General features: G+C 38.6%; 17 protein-coding genes and 1 tRNA gene. 12 read left to right on the top strand and 6 right to left on the bottom strand.

Going from position 1 to position 22,200, the window contains the following annotated elements:
• Positions 1 to 65 precede the first annotated feature (65 nt).
• The 4 genes from hflK to QMA08_RS11555 all read left to right on the top strand — a co-directional run bounded on the left by hflK (position 66) and on the right by QMA08_RS11555 (position 4,397).
• Complete coding sequence (gene hflK / locus QMA08_RS11540) at positions 66 to 1,235, top strand: FtsH protease activity modulator HflK (protein WP_002957881.1); 1,170 nt, start codon at positions 66 to 68, stop codon at positions 1,233 to 1,235.
• Between the two features lie 5 nt (positions 1,236 to 1,240).
• Positions 1,241 to 2,119, top strand: a complete 879-nt coding sequence (gene hflC / locus QMA08_RS11545; protein ID WP_002957880.1) for a protease modulator HflC — start codon at positions 1,241 to 1,243, stop codon at positions 2,117 to 2,119.
• 214 nt (positions 2,120 to 2,333) lie between these two features.
• Complete coding sequence (locus QMA08_RS11550) at positions 2,334 to 3,647, top strand: adenylosuccinate synthase (protein WP_024597266.1); 1,314 nt, start codon at positions 2,334 to 2,336, stop codon at positions 3,645 to 3,647.
• A gap of 111 nt (positions 3,648 to 3,758) precedes the next feature.
• Positions 3,759 to 4,397, top strand: coding sequence for an SEL1-like repeat protein (locus tag QMA08_RS11555; protein ID WP_039489024.1), 639 nt, complete (start codon positions 3,759 to 3,761; stop codon positions 4,395 to 4,397).
• 69 nt (positions 4,398 to 4,466) lie between these two features.
• Here the strand turns inward: QMA08_RS11555 and QMA08_RS11560 are convergent, their stop codons facing one another.
• Positions 4,467 to 6,314, bottom strand: coding sequence for a sodium:proton antiporter (locus QMA08_RS11560; RefSeq protein WP_002957877.1), 1,848 nt, complete (start codon positions 6,312 to 6,314; stop codon positions 4,467 to 4,469).
• Positions 6,315 to 7,184: 870 nt separating this feature from the next.
• On the opposite strand from QMA08_RS11560, the gene proB reads away from it, so the two are divergent.
• Entirely contained in the window at positions 7,185 to 8,291 is a 1,107-nt protein-coding gene (proB, locus tag QMA08_RS11565) for a glutamate 5-kinase (protein ID WP_002957876.1), read from the top strand.
• Positions 8,288 to 9,535, top strand: a complete 1,248-nt coding sequence (locus QMA08_RS11570) for a glutamate-5-semialdehyde dehydrogenase (protein WP_149603296.1) — start codon at positions 8,288 to 8,290, stop codon at positions 9,533 to 9,535. The genes proB and QMA08_RS11570 overlap by 4 nt, the downstream gene beginning before the upstream one ends.
• 72 nt (positions 9,536 to 9,607) lie before the next feature.
• Here QMA08_RS11570 and QMA08_RS11575 read toward each other — a convergent pair whose 3' ends face one another.
• The 4 genes from QMA08_RS11575 to QMA08_RS11590 form a co-directional block, all read right to left on the bottom strand.
• The gene (locus tag QMA08_RS11575) at positions 9,608 to 11,815 is read right to left on the bottom strand and encodes an EAL domain-containing protein (protein ID WP_290174552.1); all 2,208 of its coding nucleotides are present in this window, start codon (positions 11,813 to 11,815) and stop codon (positions 9,608 to 9,610) included.
• Positions 11,816 to 11,874: 59 nt separating this feature from the next.
• The gene (locus QMA08_RS11580) at positions 11,875 to 15,093 is read right to left on the bottom strand and encodes a response regulator (protein ID WP_290174553.1); all 3,219 of its coding nucleotides are present in this window, start codon (positions 15,091 to 15,093) and stop codon (positions 11,875 to 11,877) included.
• Positions 15,093 to 16,355: an extracellular solute-binding protein gene (locus QMA08_RS11585; RefSeq protein WP_290174554.1), complete on the bottom strand. Its 1,263-nt coding sequence runs from the start codon at positions 16,353 to 16,355 to the stop codon at positions 15,093 to 15,095. Before QMA08_RS11585 ends, QMA08_RS11580 begins: the two co-directional genes overlap by 1 nt.
• 179 nt (positions 16,356 to 16,534) lie before the next feature.
• Positions 16,535 to 16,610 (bottom strand) — tRNA-Ala (locus tag QMA08_RS11590).
• Between the two features lie 166 nt (positions 16,611 to 16,776).
• On the opposite strand from QMA08_RS11590, the gene QMA08_RS11595 reads away from it, so the two are divergent.
• Together QMA08_RS11595 and QMA08_RS11600 are read left to right on the top strand one after the other, a co-directional pair.
• Positions 16,777 to 17,172, top strand: a complete 396-nt coding sequence (locus QMA08_RS11595) for a hypothetical protein (RefSeq protein WP_002957870.1) — start codon at positions 16,777 to 16,779, stop codon at positions 17,170 to 17,172.
• Position 17,173: 1 nt separating this feature from the next.
• Positions 17,174 to 17,674 carry a prolyl-tRNA synthetase associated domain-containing protein gene (locus tag QMA08_RS11600; protein ID WP_290174555.1) on the top strand — a complete coding sequence of 167 codons (501 nt, stop codon included), beginning with the start codon at positions 17,174 to 17,176 and terminating at the stop codon, positions 17,672 to 17,674.
• Here the strand turns inward: QMA08_RS11600 and QMA08_RS11605 are convergent.
• Positions 17,641 to 18,789 (bottom strand): MFS transporter, encoded by a 1,149-nt coding sequence (locus QMA08_RS11605; protein WP_290174556.1) that lies wholly within the window; start codon positions 18,787 to 18,789, stop codon positions 17,641 to 17,643. The genes QMA08_RS11600 and QMA08_RS11605 overlap by 34 nt on opposite strands.
• A 198-nt stretch (positions 18,790 to 18,987) precedes the next feature.
• Here QMA08_RS11605 and QMA08_RS11610 point away from each other — a divergent pair, with 198 nt between their 5' ends.
• The 4 genes from QMA08_RS11610 to QMA08_RS11625 all read left to right on the top strand — a co-directional run bounded on the left by QMA08_RS11610 (position 18,988) and on the right by QMA08_RS11625 (position 22,169).
• Complete coding sequence (locus tag QMA08_RS11610; protein ID WP_002957867.1) at positions 18,988 to 19,527, top strand: DUF2058 domain-containing protein; 540 nt, start codon at positions 18,988 to 18,990, stop codon at positions 19,525 to 19,527.
• 183 nt (positions 19,528 to 19,710) lie between these two features.
• Positions 19,711 to 20,034, top strand: a complete 324-nt coding sequence (locus QMA08_RS11615) for a c-type cytochrome (RefSeq protein ID WP_002957866.1) — start codon at positions 19,711 to 19,713, stop codon at positions 20,032 to 20,034.
• 165 nt (positions 20,035 to 20,199) lie between these two features.
• The gene (locus QMA08_RS11620) at positions 20,200 to 20,967 is read left to right on the top strand and encodes a class II aldolase/adducin family protein (RefSeq protein WP_010554363.1); all 768 of its coding nucleotides are present in this window, start codon (positions 20,200 to 20,202) and stop codon (positions 20,965 to 20,967) included.
• A gap of 26 nt (positions 20,968 to 20,993) precedes the next feature.
• Positions 20,994 to 22,169 carry a mandelate racemase/muconate lactonizing enzyme family protein gene (locus tag QMA08_RS11625; RefSeq protein ID WP_007375956.1) on the top strand — a complete coding sequence of 392 codons (1,176 nt, stop codon included), beginning with the start codon at positions 20,994 to 20,996 and terminating at the stop codon, positions 22,167 to 22,169.
• The last annotated feature ends 31 nt before the right edge of the window (positions 22,170 to 22,200 follow it).

Below are 22,200 nucleotides of genomic sequence, written 5' to 3' on the forward strand. Positions count from 1 at the left end.
ACGCGGTAGATTTGTTAGATTTAACACAATTTCCTAATTTATTTAGATAACAATGGAGTATAGCTATGGCCTGGAATGAACCGGGTAATAATGGCAATGACAAAGATCCGTGGAATAATAAAGGCGGACGTGATCAAGGCCCACCTGATTTAGACGAGGTGTTCCGCAAGTTTAGTAACAAGTTCAGCGGCTTATTTGGCGGGAAAAAATCCGGCAATGGTAGCGGCGGTGGACTTGGCGGAGCCGGTATTTCATTCATACTTATTATCGCCGTTATTGTATGGGCGTTAAGTGGTATTTATACGGTTAAAGAAGCCGAGCGTGGTGTGGTTCTACAATTTGGTAAATATGACCGAATTGCTGATCCTGGTTTGCGTTGGAAAATGACTTTCATCGAAACGGTAATCCCAGTAGATATTGAAGCAGTTCGTTCATTATCGGCTTCTGGTTTTATGCTTACTGAAGACGAAAACGTAGTGAGCGTAGAGTTTCAGGTGCAATACCGTGTTATTGACCCATATCTTTATGAATTTAGCGTAACTAACGCTGATAGTAGCTTAGAAGAAGCGCTAGACAGTGCACTGCGTTATGTTGTGGGCCATGCAAAAATGGACCAAGTATTAACTAATGGCCGTGAGGTTGTTCGTCAAAATACATGGGATGAGCTTAATAAGATTATCGAACCATATAACTTAGGTTTAATTGTTACTGACGTAAACTTTAAAGACTCTCGTCCACCAACTGAAGTTAAAGATGCATTTGATGATGCAATTGCTGCACAAGAAGATGAAGAACGTTTCATCCGTGAAGCAGAAGCATATGCTCGTGAAATTGAACCGCGTGCTCGTGGTCAAGTAACGCGTATGACTCAAGAAGCGGAAGGTTATCAAGAGCGCATTACATTGGAAGCGCAAGGTGAGGTAGCTCGCTTTGAAAAGCTTTTACCGGAATATCAAGCAGCTAAAGAAGTTACTCGTGAGCGCTTATACATTGATGCAATGGAAGAAGTGTTAGGGAGTAGTTCTAAAATATTGGTTGATGTTAAAGGCGGTAATAACATGATGTATTTACCTCTTGATAAAATCATGGACAAGCAAGGGACAGCAACACGAGTTGCACTTCCAAGTTCAAGTGATATTCAAGACTTACGTAATAAAGTTAATACGTCGCGTAATAGCTCTGTTAATAGTGGCAATGACCGCTTTAACAACGACCGCTTCAATGATGGGAGATAATCATAATGAAAAACTTTAGTTTAGTAATACTATTAGCTGCCATTGTTATGTCTTTCTCATCGGTATTTGTTGTACCTGAAGGGCAAAAAGCAATTGTAATGTTATTTAGTAAAGTACAAAAAGATAGCGACGATAAAGCGATTGTATATGGCCCAGGCCTACAATTTAAAGTACCATTTTTTAGCCAAGTACGTCGTATTGATGCACGTATTCAAACGCTAGATGGTGCGCCAGATCGCTTTGTTACTAGCGAGAAAAAAGACTTAATTGTTGATTCGTTTGTAAAATGGCGCGTTAATGACTTTAGTGCTTTTTACTTACGTGCTCGTGGCGATAAGCAATATGCTGAAACGCTACTTAAGCAAAAAGTAAACAATGGTCTTCGTACAAACTTTGGTACACGTACAATTCGCGAAATTGTATCAGGTGAGCGTAGCGAGTTGATGGAAGAAGCGTTAGTACAAGCTTCTGAAAGTGCACGTGAGCTAGGTATTGAAGTACTAGACGTACGTGTTAAGCAAATCAACCTACCACAAGAAGTGAGTAGCTCTATTTACCAACGTATGCGCGCTGAGCGTACTGCGGTTGCAAAAGAGCACCGCTCTGAAGGTCAGGAAAAAGCAGAGACTATTCGTGCGGGAGTTGACCGTCGAGTAACTGTAATGCTTGCTGATGCTGAGCGTAATGCACGTTCTGTACGTGGTCAAGGCGATGCTGATGCTGCAGGCATTTATGCTAATGCGTACAACAAAGACCCTGAGTTCTTTAGTTTTGTACGTTCGCTTGAAGCTTACAAAAAGACTTTTAAAGATAAGCAAGATGTTATGGTGCTTTCACCAGATAGCGACTTCTTCCAATATATGAAAGGCGCTAAAGCTCAATAGACTTTACGTTAATTATTTAAAAGTTAAAAAGCCTCGCATTTGCGGGGCTTTTTGTTAAATACAAACTAGTGCGTTAAATCACTGTTATTTATGTGGTTATTGGTCAATATTTGGATATAACAATTGCCCGCAGAAAAAATAAGCTGAACAGGGGTGATCTTTACTTTAGTTTTCTGGTAAAATCTCGTCCTAATTTTCTCTAAGTGAATTTACGATGGGTAAAAACGTTGTTGTATTAGGCACCCAATGGGGTGACGAAGGAAAGGGTAAGGTAGTTGATCTCCTTACAGACAAAGCATCTTTAGTAGTTCGTTATCAAGGTGGCCACAATGCGGGTCATACTTTAGTTATCGAAGGTGAAAAGACGGTTCTACACCTTATTCCATCGGGTGTATTACGTGACAATGTTAAATGTGTGATTGGTAATGGTGTAGTTTTATCACCAGAAGCGCTAATGAGGGAAATTGGCATGCTTGAAGAGCGCGGCGTACCAGTACGCGAGCGTCTTTTAATAAGTGAAGCATGTCCGCTAATCTTGCCTTTCCATGTTGCATTAGATGTAGCCCGCGAAACAGCTCGTGGCGATAAGCCTATTGGTACAACTGGCCGTGGAATCGGTCCTGCGTACGAAGATAAAGTAGCACGTCGTGGTTTACGCGTAGGCGATTTATTTAATCCTGAAGTATTTGCAGCTAAATTAAAAGAAGTGCTTGAGTACCACAACTTCACTTTAGTTAACTACTACAAAGTAGATGCTGTAGATTTCCAAAAAACGTTTGATGATGCAATGGCTGTTGCTGATATCTTAAAAGCAATGGTTGTAGATGTAACTGAGCTTTTAGATCAAACGCGTTTAGCAGGCGAAAACATTTTATTTGAAGGTGCACAAGGTACGTTACTTGATATAGATCACGGTACTTACCCTTATGTAACATCTTCAAACACTACCGCTGGTGGCGTTGCGACTGGTGCAGGTTTTGGTCCATTAAACCTTGATTACGTTTTAGGTATTATTAAAGCGTACACGACGCGTGTTGGTTCAGGTCCTTTCCCTACAGAGCTTTACGACGGTCTTGATAAACAAGATCCAGTTGGTAAGCACCTAGGTGATAAAGGCCATGAGTTTGGCGCTACAACAGGTCGACTTCGTCGTACTGGTTGGTTAGATGCAGTGGCTATGCGCCGTGCAGTTCAAATCAATAGTATTTCAGGTTTTTGTTTAACTAAGCTTGATGTTTTAGATGGCTTAGAAACACTTAAAATCTGTACTGGTTACAAGCTTGAAGATGGCACAGTTACTAACGTAACACCATTAGCGGCTGAAGGTTACGATAAAGTAACACCAGTATACGAAGAAATGCCAGGTTGGTCAGAAAACACTGTTGGTGTAACGAGTCTTGACGGTTTACCAAAAGCTGCGATTGACTACATCAAACGTATTGAAGAAATTACGGGTGTTCCAATTGATATTATTTCTACAGGTCCTGACCGTGTAGAAACTATGGTGCTTCGCAATCCGTTTGCGTAATTACCATTAGATTAAAAAAAGCTGCTTCGTGCAGCTTTTTTTGTGTCTAAAATTCACCTTGGAACGATCTTTGTATATTATTTAATAAGTTTATTTATATAAGTGGTGAACATGCGTTTATTTAATCGTAATTGCGTACTAAGGCTTTCGTTAATACCGCTGTCTTTATTTATAGCAACCAACAGCTTAGCTACAGAAAGCCCTGCTGCTGTGCCGCTGTATACAGAATCAGAGCTAATTGCGTTAATAAATAAAAATACGCATTTAGCGCGCGTAAAGGCAGATGATTGCCAGTTGGTGCAAGATATAGAAGCACGAGCCAATAAAATGGCATTGCCGTCTTATCAATTTTTATACGGCGATATGCTGGCTTATAACGTGTGCGTTGATCGCAATGTAGAGTTAGGTGTGTATTACATGCGAAAAGCAGCTGAGCAAGGCTTAGCGGCAGCGCTAGAGCAATTGGGACGATACTACGACACTGGTCGCTTAGTTCAGCAAGATAAAGCAATGGCAATTACGTATTTGCGTGAAGCCTCGTCGCAAGGCAATTTAAAAGCACAGCTACGTTTAGTTAAATTATTTAATGATGGTTATGGCAGCCCGCGTGATTTTGAAGATGCCTATCGTTGGCTATTCAATTCTATGGTGGCAGATAAAGCGACTCATAGAAAAATTGAGCGAGCGCTGACTAAGTTAGCGCAAAAAATGCCAGATAGTGTGGTTGCTCGAGCTCGCCTTCCTATTTAATGGCTTTTAAAAACAAAACCCTAACTTTTTAAGTTAGGGTTTTTTAGTTTTTACAGTTTGTAAAAGTATTTAACTGTCTTCTTTAGCCTTTGTTTGCGGGTCTTTTAAAACTGACATTTTAGGCGGCTGTAAAGCAACAACGCGTTCGCCTTCTTGCGGCGGTTTTTCCATGTTGATTGTAAACGGTCTTAGCTTAATTGGTGTATCGTCATCACTGTCTTTATCACCTTTGAGAATAAATAAAGGGATAGCCTCAGGGTTCATTTCTAAGTATTGTTCCCAGCTAAACTCATCCGAGATACGTGTTGAACTAACCTTACCGCCTTTAGCTATAATACTGCTTAAACGTGCATACGAGCCTTCGTCTCCAAACAGTATTTGTCTAGATAAAAACGTTGCGCTGTCTTTATTTGCTTTTGCATGCGACGTTGATGAGCGTAGCGAAAATACATTTTTTTCATTAAGTAAATGAGAAAAGTATTGAACACCTAACGCATTATGATGACGATTTGGCGATAACGCTAATACACTACGAATCGTTGTTAGAGGTAAGTAGCGTTCAGCATGCTCTGATTGCGGGTTACCATAATAACAAGCTAAACCATCCATACGTGCCATTCTGCAGTTTTCCCATGCAGGATCTGACAGGTGAACCGGAATGTTTTGCTCTTGTAAGCCTCGGCCGATTGCACGCGATACATGGTTTGCACCAATAATTAATATTGTATTTGGCGATGGTTGGCGTACACCTAATAGCTTGGCAACAGGAATGGCGGTTAAGCTCTGTAGTACAACGGTAATTATAATTACTGTAAATATAAGAGGTACCATTTTTTCAGCATCAGCAACACCAGACTCCATCATACTAAGCGCAAATACCGACCCAACGGCTGCGGCGACTATACCTCGTGGAGCTATCCAGGCAAGTACCAAACGAGACTTCATTGGTAAATCAGTACCAAAGGTCGAAATAGCAATACACAGTGGACGAGCAACAAAAAGCACGATAGCTAAAAATATAAATACATCGCTGTCGAGCATCATTAAATCAGAGAGCTGTAAGCGTGCTGCAAGTAAAATAAACAGCGTTGATATTAATATCATCGACAAGTCTTCTTTGAACTCAAGTACAGAATCTATTTCTAAATCGTCTTGGTTAGCAAGCCAAATACCAAATACAGTCACTGCTAATAGGCCCGATTCATGGCTTAAATAGTTTGATACAGAAAAACTAATGAGTACTAATGCCAATATACCAAACTTATGTAATTCAAATGGTAGCCATTCGCGGCGCATTAATAGTGTTGTTAACCAACCAGCAGCAACACCAATACTTAATCCAACACCGAGGGTTTTAACTAAAGCAATAATAGTGTGGCTAAATACTTCGCCTTGGCCTACCAGCATTACGGCTTCAAATACTAATACAGCGAATAATGCGCCGATCGGGTCTATTACAATACCTTCCCATCGAAGTATGCGGTCAATGTCTTGTGTTGGGCGCATTGAGTTTAATAGCGGTGCTATAACAGTAGGGCCTGTTACAACTAGCACTGCACCTAATACCGCAGCTACACGCCAATTAAGTTCAAGTAACCAATAGGCGCTGAGACTAATAATAATACAGGTAGTAAGCATGCCGATGGAGCAAAGGTTCCTTACAACTTTTCCGATTCCTTTGAGCTCTCTGAAATGCAGAGTTAAGGATCCTTCAAATAAAATGATGGCAACGCTTAGTGATACAACTGGAAACAGTAAATCACCTAACAATGCATCAGGGTCTAAAACACCACTAAATGGCCCAAGTAAAAGACCAGTAAGCAATAAGAAAAGAATAGCGGGCACTCTAAAAGCCCACGCGACCCATTGGGCAAGCACAGAGCAAAGTGCGATACCGGCTATGTAAATTGCTGACATAGATTAAGAATTCCTTATTTATGACGGTTTGTTTAGAAAGTATAACTTTTGTTAATTATTAATACAGGGGTATACACGGGAAATTCAAATATTACTAATCAATTTTAGCTGCTTATAGAAGATTAGTAGGCTTAAATTATTTTGCGCGTGTAAAGCCGCCTTATTTTAAGCGGTATTAATTGTTTAATTTGTTGAATTTTAATAACAATCTAACACCACAAACGAGAAGGAATTAGCTTCGCTCGAATTTTAACCTTGATTTTTAAGGGGTATTTAGTGTAATATGCTTCGTGTTCTAATAATTAGTTATCTAATGAAGTTTATTGGAAGTAAAAGTGGTTTGTTAATCTTAACGTCATTTTTAATCTTTATAATCATGCATTAGTGGTGTTACTAGTATTCGAACACTACATAATTTCATTTGCCGAACTCTTGGTATGGTTTTGCTAAACAAGTTTATTTAATTATTTAAGTAAATAAAGGTTTGAGTTGAACTATTACTTTCAATGTTTAACCCCCATCGTGGCGGTTAAATCTCGGTCCTTTGGTCTTCACCCTATCTGTTGGTGTATCAGACTTTAGAGGCTCTATGTATGTTGTTAATAAAAAAGCCACACACAGCTTTTTACAGCGATGCATAAACAACACTTTTAAATTTTTTGATTAGTGCTGCTCAATATTATTGGGTTGTTGCTACTTTATACTTAACCTTAAATCTAAGCTTATTGTTTTAGATATGGTTTTCGCGTGTGTGTAAAAAAAGTGTTGCCTAAATGAAAGACAAATTCGAAGCTATGTTTTAAACCTAGCTACTTAGTTTTAGCTCGCCTAATTAAGGTGAGCGCAGATAAAATGGAAAGTTGAGCATTTATGCAAAAGTTAAATTGGCGACGTATCGTACTTAAAGTAGGTAGTGCATTAATTGCACCAGATCAAGATGGCTGCCGTTCGCGTTACATATTAACCATCGCACAGTTCATTGTTCGTTGTCGTGCCCGTGGAATCGAGGTGATTTTAGTATCATCGGGTTCTGTAGCTGCTGGCGCGCATTTATTCCCATCAGACAAACCACGCTCTGTGGTAATGAAAAAAGCAATGGCGGCAGCAGGTCAAACAGAAATGATTGCCATGTGGGACCGCTTTTTTGACTTTCCATCTGCGCAGCTATTATTAACGCATGGCGATTTACGTGACCGGGAGCGTTACCAGAGCATCCGTGAAACCGTGTTCACTTTACTTGAACATGGTGTACTTCCTATCATTAATGAAAACGATGCCGTAACAACCGACGATTTACGAGTAGGTGACAACGATAACTTATCAGCAATGGTCGCAGCAGCTGCCGATGCCGATGCTTTATTAATATTCTCAGACGTAGATGGGCTATATGATAAAAACCCTAACTTACATGACGATGCGGTATTACTGCCTGAAATAAAATCAATTGATGAATCTATTTATGCTATGGCAGGATGTGCTACAAGTGCGGTAGGTACTGGTGGTATGAAAACTAAAATAGAAGCGGCTGAAAAAGCAACGTCACATGGTATAGCGACTTATATTATAAATGGCTTTAAAGAAGAAACATTTACAAAACTGCTAGCTGGGGAAAACCCAGGTAGTGTATTTTTACCGTACGAAAAACCGATGCAGGACTCTATTCATTGGATGACACATACAGCAAATGAGCAAGGTGAAGTTGTTGTTGATGGATCATTTGATGAATCTCTTGAAGGTGAAAGTGGATGTATTCGTGGTGACGAAATCATGGAAGTTCACGGTGAATTTGCCGTGGGTGATACCATTTTAGTACGTAGTGAAGATGGTACGCGTTTAGCTAAAGCGACCGCAAATTATAGTAGCTGTTTGTTAAACTTTATTGCAGACAACGAGCAGAGTGAATTCAGCGAAAAAATGCAGGATTCAATTGGACCAGTTATATCTGAAAAACATATCGCATTATTGGAGAAGTCATGAGTTTAATTACGGACATTTCACGTCAGGCAGCTAAAGCTGCACATACACTTGCTTTACTCGATACCGAGACTAAAAACCAAGTATTAGTTGAAATGGCAGCGGCACTAAGAGAGCAAAAAGCATTTATAATAAAAGAAAATGAAAGTGATTTAAGCGCAGCACGCGACAATAACTTAGCAGCCTCAATGATCGACCGCTTAACGTTAAATGATGAGCGTATTGAAGCAATGGCACAAGGTATTGAAGTAATCGTAAGCCTTGATGATCCTGTTGGTCAGCTGCGTGATATTACTGAGCGCCCAAATGGTATTAAAATTCGCAAAATGCGAGTACCTCTTGGCGTTGTATGTATGATTTACGAAGCACGCCCGAATGTGACAGCAGACGCTGGTGCATTATGTTTTAAATCAGGTAATGGCGTAATTTTACGTGGCGGCAAAGAAGCACTTAGAAGTTCACAAGCTATCGCAAGTGTAATGCACAGCGTACTTGAGAAGCACAACTTACCGGTATCACTTATTTCAGTGATTCCAGATCCAGACCGTGCGCTGTTAATGGAACTGATGCAGCAACGCGAAAGCATTGATTTAATCATTCCACGCGGCGGCGAGGGTTTAATTAACTTTGTTACTGAAAACAGCACGATCCCAGTAATTCAGCATTACAAAGGCGTTTGTCATCTATATGTAGATAAAGATGCCGACCTAGAAATTGCGCTTAACTTACTGCTTAATGGTAAAACGCAGCGTACCGGTGTTTGTAATGCACTAGAAGGCTTAGTTGTGCATCAAGATGTGGCAGATGAGTTTTTAAATCTGTGTGCAGTTGTATTACGCCAAGAAGGTGTAAAAATAAATGCTGACAGCTTTGCAGCTAAATACTTTGATAACGCAACAGTCCTAGCCGATAACGAGTTTGGTGAAGAGTACCTAGACTTAGAAATCGCTATTCGCGTTGTTCCAAACTTTACGGCAGCGGTTGAACACATTGCACAGTTTGGTTCAAACCATACAGAAGTAATTTGTACTAAAAATGAAGCAGCTGCAGAGTTATTCCAACGTAGTGTTGATGCTTCTGTAGTAATGGTTAACGCATCGTCTCGTTTTTCTGATGGCTCACAATTGGGCCTAGGCGCAGAGATTGGAATAGCGACATCTAAGCTACATGCATACGGTCCTATGGGGCTTGAGTCACTAACGACCGAAAAGTATTTAGTTAATGGAGTTGGCCAAGTTCGCGAGTAACCGCAAAAATTAAGTCCATAAAAAGCCGAGCATATTCATGCTCGGCTTTTTAGTTTATAAATCACTCTACAGTTACTTTAACTTTTTAAACCAATCACTTGCAGGTTCAGGTCTGTGTAAATAATAGCCTTGCAGAATAACCTCAGGATACTCCTGTAGTAAATCAAAGTGGGACTGGTTCTCTACGCCTTCAGCAACTATCTCGAGTTCAAATAAACGACCTAAGCTTACAATCATATCAATAATTAGTTTATCGTTGTTATCGGTAGGTGCCTCTAAAACAAAAGAACGATCAATTTTAAGTTCTTGTATTGGTAATTGTTTTAGGTAGGTTAAGCTCGAGTATCCAGTACCAAAGTCATCGATTGATACTCTAATACCTAGCTTCTTGAGAAAGTGAACAGCTTCAATAGCCGCTTCCATATGATTAAGTAACGTACCTTCAATTATCTCAATAGTGAGTTGTTGAGGATTAATGTTATGTTGCTTTATCTGTTGGCTAATAAAGTTTAAAAAACGCGCTTCATGAAAGTGCCTGCCACTTATATTAATTGATAAGTTTAACTCAGGGTGGGTTTTACTAAGTTGCGTTAGTATTTCAAGTGCATTTGAAGTTACCCAGCAATCTAAATCATAAATTATGTCTGACTCTTCCGCTATAGATATAAACTCACCAGGGCTTATAAAGCCTTTTTGAGGGTGCTCCCATCTTAATAAAACCTCTGCGCCCTTAAGGGTTTGGTTTCGATCAAATTGGGATTGTAAATATAGCGATAGCTCATTATTAGAAATAGCTTTACGTAAATCTTGTTCTATTTCAAAGCGGCGTTTTGCTTGCTCGCCAAATGAAGTATCAAAAAAGGTAACTCTATTGCCGCCTTTCTCTTTTGCTTTGTAACAGGCCGCTTCACAGTTACGAATAGTCTCAATAGCGCTTTCCCATTGATCTTCTCGTGGAAAAATATACGTACCAATACTGACCGTTAAGCTAACCTCTTGCTCATCCACTTTAAATGGATGGTTTATACCTATAAGTAGCTCTTGGGCTTTATTTTCAGCCATAGCTTGAGCTCTAGTTCTGCCCACACCTTTTTCAACTGTACACAGCACTGCAAACTCATCACTGCCTAAGCGAGCAATAACATCTTTTTTACTCACCTTAGAATGAATTCGTTTAGTTAATTCTTTTAAAATATTATCGCCAGCGAGTAAGCCTAATCCATCATTAATTGAGTGGAAGCTGTCTATATCAATAATATAAATATAGGCATAACTATTTTCGGTACTATAAACCTGAAGTTGCTGCTCTAACTGCTTTAAAAACCCATTTCGGTTTGGTAAACCCGTAAGTTCATCATGCCATGTAAGGTAATGAATTCTTTCTTGGGTTACTTTAACGCTCGAAATATCACTAAATACACCAATATAGTGCACGTTAGTATCTTGCTCACCTTTTACCATACTGAGCGTTAGTAGCTCAGGGTAAAGCTCGCCATTTTTTCGTCTAGTTACAAGTTCTCCACTCCAATAGCCTGCTTGATTTGCATGTTCCCATACTTGGTCAAAGCTAATACTAGGATGGTTATTTTGTTTAATATCGTGCAACTGCATTTGCAGTGAGTCTGATTCACAGTAACCGGTTATACGACAAAATGAAGGGTTTACAGCAATAATTTTGCCATTACTATCGGTAATAACAACACCATCGGCGGTTCCCGTTAGGGCTTGGTAAAATAACTTTTGTTTTGATGAGAGTTCTTTTAATTCTTCTTCACGCTGGCTTAGCTCTTGTATTAGCGATTCTATTTCGAGTAGTTTGTCGTGCAGGTCAAAGTTTTTTTCTATTAACCTGTCTAGCATGCCTTGCGCTGTAATATGAGTGCGAATGCGTGCTCTAACTAGAGCTAGTTTGTAAGGCTTATGTATGTAATCAATTGCGCCCATCGCGAAGCCTTTTTCTTCAGACTCTTCTTCGGTAAGCGCTGTTACAAATATGACGGGGATGCCTTTGGTATTTTGTTTCGCCTTGAGTATATTGCATACTTCGTAGCCGTCCATGCCTGGCATCATTATGTCTAATAAAATCAAGTCAGGGCGAGTTGACTCAACAAATACTAATGCTTGCTCACCACTTGTCGAAATACGTACATCGTAGTCAGTTAAAAGTCCTTCAACTAATACGTGTAAATTACTAGGTTCGTCATCAACAATAAGAATTAAAGGTTTATGCTTTTTCTCTGTGGTTAATCCATTACTGTTTGCAAGATAATTTGAATGCACTATCTATCCTTCTTTGCGTTCTTTGCAATATTAAATCTAGTTCAGGTTAGTGGTTATGCCTAATTTTTATTATCGTTTCTATATTTATCAATCAGCTCTATTACTAACGCATAGTTAAAATGATCAATTGCTTCTTTGAGCTTAAATAGAGAGTGGCCTCTCTCATATTGATTCATTTCTAGCTGCCTAACCAAACTGCTAGGTACGGGGCGAGCCGTTAATGCTAATGAGTATATATTATCGATAACCGAGTCTTCGTTTTTTAGCTCATGTTGCTGTATATGTTCTTTTTTAAAGTTATCAGCTATCAAAAATTGTTTTACAGCAAAAAGTGTAAGTGTTAATTGTTCGTTAAAATGAGATAAGTTAATACTTTTCTTATCTATTAAGCTTTTCTCAACATTTTGCGCGCTTTGTTGCAGTAGCTCAAAGCCTAATGTGCCGGCCAGTCCTTTGAGTGTATGTACTAGTCGAATTAAGCTTTCTAACTCTCTATTTTTGATTAATATATCAGCTTTAGTCGAAAAGTCATTGTAATCGTTAACAAACTGAGTAAATAATTTAGTTAACAATTTGTCATTGTTTTCTAGGTTTTCTTTTGCTAATGGCAGGTTTATAGTGCTCAGAGGTTCATTACTTTGCAGATGCTTTTCTATGCTTTCGTAAAGTGAATCAAAAATAATCGGTTTTACTAAAAAGTCATCCATACCGGCTCTAAATGCTGCTTTTTTATCATTAGGGTCTGCGGCTGCCGTAATAGCAATTATAGGAGTTTTGTAGCCTCGCTCTCTTAATATGCTTGTTGCTTCTAGTCCGTCCATAACTGGCATTTGAACATCCATAAAAATAATATCGATGTCATTCGTCTCTATTTTATCTAATGCGTCACGTCCATTGTCAGCAATGTTCACGGTCATATCTAGTCTTGCTAAAAGGGCTGAGGCTATTTCTTGGTTAATTTTATTATCGTCAACAACTAATGCATTAAAACCCGAGAATCTAGGATGGGGCTTTAATTGCTTTTCTTTAAAATTATTTGGTGAGAGTGCTCTTAAAATTTCTACTTCACTATTTTTATTACCAATAATTATAACGTCGATATTTTCATTTTTTGCAATTGGTTCTGGAGACTCTTCATCGGTAATTAATAAAATAAGTTTCAATTTTTCATTAACGTTTTTATTTTGAGCGTACAGTTGTTGTAAAATGAAGTTATCGTTGAGCTCTTTTTTTTCTATCGACATTATTACAATACTAAATGGGCTACTAGGCTGAGACATTTTTGCAATGGCTCTTAATGGTTCTTGTGTTGTTTCTGTCGTTATATTTATATCACTTAGTAAGTCCATTAATTTTTTAATTTGCTCATTATCGGGGCTAATTAATAAGGCGTGTTTTTTAAGCTTTTGTTGCTCAGATAAAGTAAAGGGTAGAGTAAAGAAAAACTCGCTACCTTGATTAATCGTGCTCCTTACTTGTATATCTCCGCCTAGCAATTTAGTTAATTGTTTGCTTATAGTGAGTCCTAAACCGGTCCCACCATACTTTCTTGTTGTGCTTGAATCACCTTGCGAGAAAGACTGGAATATAATTTTTGATTGCTCTTCAGTCATTCCAATACCCGTGTCTTTTATACTAAAGCGAAGGTTTATTGTTTTTTCGTGTTGAGATGTCGCTTCTATAATTAATGATATTTCACCATGCTCAGTAAACTTAATTGCGTTACCTACACAGTTATTTATTATTTGGCTTAAGTGCATTGGGTCGCCAATAAGTTCAAGTCCTGCATCAACGTGTAAAGTAAAATTTAGTAGCAAGCCTTTTTGCTTGGCATTTGTTGAGAATAAATTTTGAACGTTAGAAACAATAGTATGTAAGGTAAAAGGGATTTGCTCTAACTGGACTTTTTCCGATTCAAGTTTAGAAAAATCCAGAATATTATTTAAAATCTGCAATAAATTTTGAGCACTTGAAAAAGCTTTATCTGCGTAATGTTTTTGCCTTGAGGGAAGCTCACTGCTTTGTAATAGCTGCAACATACCTAATATGCCATTCATTGGAGTGCGAAGTTCATGACTCATATTGGCTACAAAATCTATTTTTGTTTTATTGGCTTTATCGGTTTGCTCCATAGCGCTCGTCAAGTCGGCATTCATTGCTTCCATTTGGGAATTTAATACGCGGGTTTCATTGAGTAGCTCTTTGGTTTGCTTATTTTTTAAATATAAAGCGTTGGCTGCTTTTATTACCGATGCTATTTCAGTTTGATTTTGGCTGGTATTTGAAATAGTTACTGGCTTTTCGTTATTCATGTCTTTAAGTAATAAAGTGAGCTGGGTAATCGGTTTTATAACCGATCTAAAAATAAAGTAGCTTAACAATAAAATGATTAACATAATTAAAACGGCAAATATATTTGCCTGTTCTGTATTTTTTGTTAAGTGGCTACTTAGTAGCTCTTCTGTTTCGGTTAGTTTATTTTTTTCTATATTTTTAATTTTATTAGTTAAATACAGCAATTCGTTTTCTATGCCAGTTAGCACTACATTTACAGAAAAAGTGTAGCTGCGGGTTAGCAATACAAGTTTGTTATAAGCTTGTTTTAAGCTTATTGTTTTATTGGAGAAGGACTCATTTATTACAGACGTGCTCGTTAGTTTTTTATGTAAGTAATCTAGGTTTTGTTTTACATTTTGCGCTTCATCAAAGTTAGGCTTATAAAGGTAGCTTACAGCAGCGTGCTTTAAATTACTTATTGTGAGTAAAACATCGTTAAAAATAACTTTATTGTCATTGTTTGAAGACTCTTCTAAATCAATAATTGTTACTTGTAAGTCATCAATAGGTTTTTTGAACTGAGTGGTGTAAAGGTGTTCGCGTTTTTGTCTGTTTATGACAACTTGGCCAAATGTATCTTGGTAATTATTTAAATATTCGCCAAGGCGTATTAGTGAATTTTGATACTCAGGGGTCAGGTTTAGAGTGTTTGTTTTTAGCTGCTCAAGATTTAAGTTTGCCTTATTTAAATAAAAATTAAATTTGGTAATCGTAGTTTCATTTGCATTGTCAATAAATGAGACCGCATGCGCTTGCAAGGAGATAATATCGTTTTCTAAATTAGTTACAGCTTCACTTTGAATAAGTGCGTTATGTTGCGATTTTTGCAAGTTAAGTAAAGACGTTTGCGAATAGTTAAACAAATAGCTCTGTAAAAAAAGTAATCCAATCAGCGAACACAGAGCTAATATTATTTTTGATTTAATTGAGTTTATTATCATTATCGGCTAATCAACTCATACCATTTTTGCAGGCTGTAGTCATAGGTTGGCATAACTGTATTCCACACTGCTACATTACTAAAGCGTTTATGGTAACTACCGCCATTACGTTGCCCACCTGCTTTTACTGCTACATCGCCATTGGTATTTAATAAATCTATGTTTGTTGCTTTTCCACCGTACCAGTAATCCCATTCAGACTGAGATAGGAGTAGTTTAGAGCGCTGCGGGTTGCTAATGTAATAACCTTGGCGAGCAATAAATGCACCAGGCCAGCCTGAAAGCCACCAATTCATATAATCGTACGCAGCATCTTTTGCGCTACTTTGTATTTGTGACGATAAGCACATAACACCATGCCAGCCTCGGTAGCCTTCTTTTGGTGCGGCAAATCGTACATTAATATTTTGGCTGTTTAATGCAGACACGGCAGGCGAAAACATACTTTCTATATGGACTCGTTTACTTTTCATAAATTCAATCGACTCAGGAACCGAATTCCAATAGCCACTAAAGTGACCTTGGCGTTTAAAGTCGAGTAATATACTAAACAATCTATCAAGTTCTGGGCGGGTCATTGCACCTATATTGTTAAATTTTATAAGTCCTTTACTTTGCGCTGCTAGGGCTAGGTCAAATAATCCAATGGTAGGCGCATTTACAATAGCTACTTTACCTCTGTTCTCGTCATCAAGCAGCCAACTCCAGCTTTCTGTTTCGTATGCTATACCGGGCTTAATAAAGTCGGTGTTGTAACCAAAAGAGTCAACATTATGCACATAAGGTAAAAAGCTAAGATGATCGCTTTCTTGTGCGCTTAATGTGCCATCGGGTTGAACATTTAATAATTTATAGGGGGCATCACCTGCACCAATACTTGCAGTTTCGGTTAGTTTTCCCGTTTTAGTAAGTGGATTTATCTCGTTAAAGTAGGTGAGTCGTTTTTTTTCTATTGGCTGAATGGAACCTGCATCCCAAAGCACATTAATGCTGTCTGACCATTGTTCGTATAAATCAAAGGAGCTAGGGTCCATTGATGCCTTTTGCAAAACAGCAGCGCTGCCTGCGGGAGTAAATTCTATATTAATACCCAAGTCACTCATCGCTTGCTTGCGGATAGCCTCTTGGAGTGTTACATGCGTACCAAGCACTCTTAATGTGACTTTTTTTCGGGCAAAAACATAAGGCGCATGTGTTATTGCACCAGCTGTTAAACCTATTGCAGCTAGCTTTTTTAGCGTTGAACGCTTAGGGTTGTCCATGTTAAGCCTAAAGTACTAATGTGTGACATTATGTATAGCTAAGAACTTGTAAAGACACAAGTTGAATGGATAGATTTAAAATTATATAGAATGAAAAATTAGAATATTAGGATGTCAAAAAATAATAAAAATAATGGAAAAATAGAAGAGTAGAACGAATTTGAAAAGGAGTAGGAAAGTGGTGGAGCTAAGCAGGATCGAACTGCTGACCTCCTGCGTGCAAGGCAGGCGCTCTCCCAGCTGAGCTATAGCCCCACATTCCTAAGTTACATATAATGTAACTGCTTGACTGCTGAGTTCCAAGCGGGACGAACTTTAAGTTTTTTTATAAATTTGGTCAAGTATTTTTTCGTAAATTTTCACTGTTTACGTCAATTTTTGTTAGACTCGGCTTAATTCAAAACTAAAACGATAAAAAACAATGAAAAAATGTGTTCTAGCGCTTATGGTTTTACTCGCTGGCTGTGCCTCAAATGATGAGCCGCCTTTTGAAATAAATAATAAACAGTTTCACGAAAAACAAGATGAGCAAGGTAATAAGCTTTTTGCTTATGTTGTTTCGGTAAAAGCTAAGCATCGTGAAAACTTTAACTTAGACCGTGGTCCTAATAAGAGACCAAGTCGTGGTGAGGTTAAGCAGTATATAGAGAAAGAGCATTTTGAAGAATCGAGCATTCTGAAGTTACAGCTAGAAGACCAAGCAGTTGAATTATTAAATCAAGAGCTAAAAGATCGTAAGTATTGCGACAACAAGCATGAAGTTAATGATGTTTTATGGCGAGATTTGAGTGTACAACTAAGAGGGCGTTGTTTGTAATATGTTGGCTGATAAAACTAAGTTAGCAGAGCTTTTGGCGCACCTAGATATTAACTATGATGTAATAGAGCATCCGCCGCTACATACTAGCTTAGCAGCAGATGAGTATATGATTAAGCGCCCAGGTACTCGTCTTAAAAACCTATTTTTACGCGATAACGAAGGCAAGCGACACTTTTTAGTTATTACAGCGCACAATAAGCAACTCGATTTAAAGGCATTATCAAAGCAACAAGGGCTTTCACGTTTAGGGTTTGCATCGAGTGAACGCTTAGCAACGTATTTAAAAGTGGCTCCTGGGTGTGTATCTATGCTGGCTCTTTTAAATGATAAGCAAAACGAAGTGAGCTTATGGGTTGACCAAGATATTTGGCACGGTGATTTGTTTCATTGTCATCCGTTTGAAAACACCCAAACATGGTTGCTTAGTAAAGCTGACTTAGAAATATTTTTTAATCACACAAAGCATCAACCGCGCGTTGTATTTTTACCCTCAAAATAAGCCCACATAATTAACGATAAACCGCATAAACAAACCGCGAGCAGCGTAAACATAAACGCTGTTTGCCCATGATGTTGGTATACCACACCGGGTAATAACGACCCCAATGCACCGCCACTGTAATAAAACGATACATATCCGCCATTGGTTACACTTGGTGGGGCTTTACTGATTTTATTAACGAGCGGTGCGGCAGTTGAATGAATCACAAACATAGCACCACAAAACAAAGTAAATGCGATTAAAAATAAGCTAAGCTGATGGCTCATTAATAAAATAATACTCACACTATAAAAACTAAATACCGCAGTTAATAAATGCCAAGGCGAAGGGACTTTTTTAAGTAACCAAGGTGCAGTAATAGAGGCGAGGGCACCAATTAAATAACCACTGTAAACTAAACCTATGTCACGAGTATTGGTAATTAAAAACGTGTTTTGTAATATAAACGGTAAGTAATTAAGTAGTGCAGCGAAACAAAAGAACATACAAAAAACGGCGCCGTAAACTTTAAGTACAGCGCCTTCTTTAAGTTGTTTAATGTAATCCAGAGGGGAGAGTTGCGACTGTGTAGCTGGGTTTGTAAAGCGAGAATGCTTAATTGTCAAAGCTAAGCAAATAAGCATAAAAGCAATTACGTAATAAAAGCTCTGCCAATTCCATAAGTCGCTAAACAAAGCGGCAAGCACACGTCCAAAGTAACCACCAACTATACTGCTACCAATATATAGGGTCATATTTTTTTGAAGAGTATCGGCGCTATAACTCATGCCTATATAGCTAGTCATTGCTGTTAAAGCTGCGGGGAGCGTTAAACCTTGTAAAAATCTGACTAATAATAAAAGCTCAAAGCTAGGTACATAAATAAAAAGTAAGCAGCTAAGGCCTAAAAGTACCATTGCAATACGTAGTATGAGTAGTGGATTTATTTTTGCTAAAAATAAACCATACACGAGCGGGGCAATGGCTAAGGGCAGCATAGTTGCAGTCATTAAGCTGCCAGCTACCGCAGGTGCTACATTAAATTCGCTCGCAAAAAGGCTAAGTAGGGGTTGCGGTGCATAAAGCACAAAAAATATAAATACCGAGCAAACGAGTAGATGAGGTAAACGCATTATATGGCTTGTGCATTTGCTGATTGGTTGTCTGGTATTGTATTAAAAATTGCTTTTAATTCATAATTAAAACCATAGCCATTGCGCTATATCATGGTTTGTTTTAACTAGTTTGCTAGATTAATGTCGATAGCGCTGTTATTTGAACTCGTTGGTGATTAAAATAGCGATAATATTAGTTTTTAGTGGAACAAAGTCATGGGTTCATTACAAGACCAATTGCTTCAAGCAGGATTAACAACATCGCATAATGCTAAAGTTGCTAAATCAGAAAAGCGTAAGCAACAAAAAAAGCAAAAGAAAGGGGCTACTAGCAACCCAAGTGATCTGCAAAAGCATATTCAACAAACCAAGCTAGAGCAGCAAAAAAAAGCTGAAGAGCTTAACCAAACACGCCAAGTGAGCTTAAAGCAGCGCGAACAAGAAGCGCGTGTTAAACAAATTTTAGAGCACCACAACCAAGACGCTATTCGTGGTGAGCGCACATTTAATTTTACTTATCAAAATAAAGTAAAAAATATCGACGTGAACGAGAAAACGCAAAAAGCGTTATCGGGCGGTCGTTTAGCTATTTGTGTACTAGAAGGGCAGTTTTACGTATTAGACGACGAACCAGCACGCAAAGTGGCTGAAGTTGACGAAAAGTATATTGTTTTTCATGTAGAGCCAGAAAACAAACCAAAAGATGAAGATGACCCGTACGCAGACTTTGAAGTACCAGATGATATAGTGTGGTAATAAGTTATTAAGGGTAAGCTCATTTTTATTTGCTAAAGTATATAAAAGTGAGACAGAAACGAGTTAGCGGTTTTTGGTTAAGTTGATCGTCTAGCGTCGTTTCGTACGTATGCTTTTTATTTGATTGTTTACTACAATCAATAGAACAGTTTTTCTAACCGTCAAAAAAGAAGAGTAAATACAATGAGCAAGATGAAAACACTACTATTAGGCGCGGGTATTACTTTAGCCGCAAGCTTCTCGTTTAATGCAGCTGCTGCCGATGGCGCTGCACTTTATACCGCTAAAAATTGTCAAACTTGTCATGGCGCTGAAGGTAAAGCACCAATTATGGGTATGTACCCTAAACTAAACGGTCAAAACAAAGACTATTTAGTAGCGCAAATGAAAGATATTAAGTCAGGTGCACGTAATAACGGTATGACCATGGCAATGAAAGCAATGGTTGCAACGGTAACTGATGAAGAGTTTGAAGCAATTGCAGATTACCTAGCTAACGTAAAATAATTTACGCAGTCATACCATTTTAATGCAATTGGTATTTTAGTTTTATAAACAGCCACACAATAGTGTGGCTGTTTTGTTTGGTGTTTGCTATAAAATAGAGACTGCTTTAGACTTCTAAACATCTGTTCGTACAGGTTAATAATGTACGTTTTTAAAAGGCTTATTATGTTTGATTTACCCCAACTCGATTTAAAAAATAAAGTATCAGCACAAGAGTGGCAACTTCGTGTTGATTTAGCCGCGTGTTATAGACTGGTAGAGCACTTTCGTTGGGGGGATTTAATCTATACGCATTTATCAGCACGTTTGCCTGGCACCGACCACTACTTAGTGAATGCGTTTGGTTTAACCTTTGATGAAGTAACTGCCTCTAATTTAGTAAAGGTCGACTTAGACGGTAACATTATTGACGATACGCCATTTAGTATTAATCCAGCTGGTTTTACTATTCACAGTGCGATTCACGAGGTACGCGAAGACGCTCATTGTGTTATTCACCTTCATACTAAAGAAACAATCGCAGTCGCTACACAAAAAAATGGTTTATTACCGCTTAGCCAATATTCAATGTTTTCACTGCCATCGCTTTCTTATCATGGCTACGAAGGGCTTGCAGTAAACGACGACGAGCGAAAAGTGCTGCAAGATGATTTGGGCAGCACTAACCATATGTTATTGGTAAATCACGGTGGCTTAACAGTAGGCCCAACGGTAGGCGATGCGTTTATGCGCTTTTATGATTTACAGCGAGCGTGTGAAATTCAACTAGCGCTACAATCAAGCTCGCAAGAGGTGATTGAAGTACCGCAACCTATAATCGACAATATTTATAATCAAGCAAACGTAGTACACAGTGGCAGCACCGGCGGGCAACTTGCGTGGCCTGCAATGTTACGAAAAGCGTATCGACTTGACCCTAGTTTTGCAAAATAACCCATAGCGGTTAATAAGGAATTTTAATGAAAGTAAATCGCGTTGAAGTATTTGATATTCACTGTCCTGATAGACCTTCTTGGACACCTGTGTTTGTACGAATTCATACTGACGAAGGTATTAGTGGTGTTGGCGAAGCCGGCCTTGCATACGATTTAGGTCACAGTGCTGCAGCGGCTATGATTAAAGAAATGGCCGACGCCTTTTTAATCGGCCACGACCCATTTCAAACAGAAAAACTATGGTCACGTATGTTACGTGAAAGCTTTTGGGGTTTAGGCGGCGGACCTGTTGTATATGCTGCAATGAGCGCAATTGATACCGCACTTTGGGATATAAAAGGTAAAGCGCTTGGTTTACCTGTATACCAGTTATTAGGCGGTAAAGTTAACGACAAACTACGCACTTACGCATCGCAATTACAGTTTGACTGGGATAGCGAATTTAAAGCGCTAGTACAACCGCAAGAATATGCAGAAGCGGCTTTAAAGGCGATGGCCGAAGGTTACGATGCAGTAAAAGTAGATCCAATTCAGTACGATAAAGACGGTAATACTTATTATGACCGTACAAAAATAATTTCACGTACTGAAATGAAGCTATACCGTGCGCGCATGCAAGCTATTCGCGAAGCAGTAGGCGACGAAGTAGACATTATTTTTGAATGCCACAGTTTACCAGGCGTGACAACAGCCATTCAGTTGGGTGAAATTGCAGAAGAATTTGACTGTATGTACTTTGAAGAGCCAGTTAACTATTTAAACCATTCATTACATGCAAAAGTAGCAGATAAAGTTAATGTGCCAATTGCTGGTGGTGAACGTTTGTATAATCGTTGGGGTGTGCGCCCGTATTTAGAAGATCAAAGTATTGATGTTCTGCAACCTGATATTGGTTTATGTGGTGGTTTTACCGAAACCAAAAAAGTGTGTGATTACGCAGATATCTTTGATGTGCGTATTCAAGCTCACGTATGTGGCGGGCCTGTTGCAACAGCAGCATCACTGCACTTAGAAACGGCTATCCCTAACTTTTTGATTCATGAGCACCACACTTATGCGATTAAAAAGTGGAACCGCGAGTTATGTTTACAAGACCCACAACCTAAAAATGGTTTCTTTGAAGTGTCAGAAGAGCCAGGGTTGGGTATTGAATTAAATGATGAGATTGTTATGCGTTCTCAACGCGTAGAAATAAAATAATAGTCTTTTAACCTAACTTTAGGTCATGCAT

It is taken from the genome of Pseudoalteromonas sp. APC 3355 (assembly GCF_030407615.1).
Taxonomy (GTDB): Bacteria; Pseudomonadota; Gammaproteobacteria; order Enterobacterales; family Alteromonadaceae; genus Pseudoalteromonas; species Pseudoalteromonas distincta.

Excerpts from the sequence above, each read along its gene's own strand:
- hflK (WP_002957881.1), top strand. The coding sequence starts at position 66 with ATGGCCTGGAATGAACCGGGTAATAATGGCAATGACAAAGATCCGTGG.
- hflC (WP_002957880.1), top strand. The coding sequence starts at position 1,241 with ATGAAAAACTTTAGTTTAGTAATACTATTAGCTGCCATTGTTATGTCT.
- QMA08_RS11550 (WP_024597266.1), top strand. The coding sequence starts at position 2,334 with ATGGGTAAAAACGTTGTTGTATTAGGCACCCAATGGGGTGACGAAGGA.
- QMA08_RS11555 (WP_039489024.1), top strand. The coding sequence starts at position 3,759 with ATGCGTTTATTTAATCGTAATTGCGTACTAAGGCTTTCGTTAATACCG.
- QMA08_RS11560 (WP_002957877.1), bottom strand. The coding sequence starts at position 6,314 with ATGTCAGCAATTTACATAGCCGGTATCGCACTTTGCTCTGTGCTTGCC.
- proB (WP_002957876.1), top strand. The coding sequence starts at position 7,185 with ATGCAAAAGTTAAATTGGCGACGTATCGTACTTAAAGTAGGTAGTGCA.
- QMA08_RS11570 (WP_149603296.1), top strand. The coding sequence starts at position 8,288 with ATGAGTTTAATTACGGACATTTCACGTCAGGCAGCTAAAGCTGCACAT.
- QMA08_RS11580 (WP_290174553.1), bottom strand. The coding sequence starts at position 15,093 with ATGATAATAAACTCAATTAAATCAAAAATAATATTAGCTCTGTGTTCG.
- QMA08_RS11585 (WP_290174554.1), bottom strand. The coding sequence starts at position 16,355 with ATGGACAACCCTAAGCGTTCAACGCTAAAAAAGCTAGCTGCAATAGGT.
- QMA08_RS11595 (WP_002957870.1), top strand. The coding sequence starts at position 16,777 with ATGAAAAAATGTGTTCTAGCGCTTATGGTTTTACTCGCTGGCTGTGCC.
- QMA08_RS11600 (WP_290174555.1), top strand. The coding sequence starts at position 17,174 with ATGTTGGCTGATAAAACTAAGTTAGCAGAGCTTTTGGCGCACCTAGAT.
- QMA08_RS11605 (WP_290174556.1), bottom strand. The coding sequence starts at position 18,789 with ATGCGTTTACCTCATCTACTCGTTTGCTCGGTATTTATATTTTTTGTG.
- QMA08_RS11610 (WP_002957867.1), top strand. The coding sequence starts at position 18,988 with ATGGGTTCATTACAAGACCAATTGCTTCAAGCAGGATTAACAACATCG.
- QMA08_RS11615 (WP_002957866.1), top strand. The coding sequence starts at position 19,711 with ATGAGCAAGATGAAAACACTACTATTAGGCGCGGGTATTACTTTAGCC.
- QMA08_RS11620 (WP_010554363.1), top strand. The coding sequence starts at position 20,200 with ATGTTTGATTTACCCCAACTCGATTTAAAAAATAAAGTATCAGCACAA.
- QMA08_RS11625 (WP_007375956.1), top strand. The coding sequence starts at position 20,994 with ATGAAAGTAAATCGCGTTGAAGTATTTGATATTCACTGTCCTGATAGA.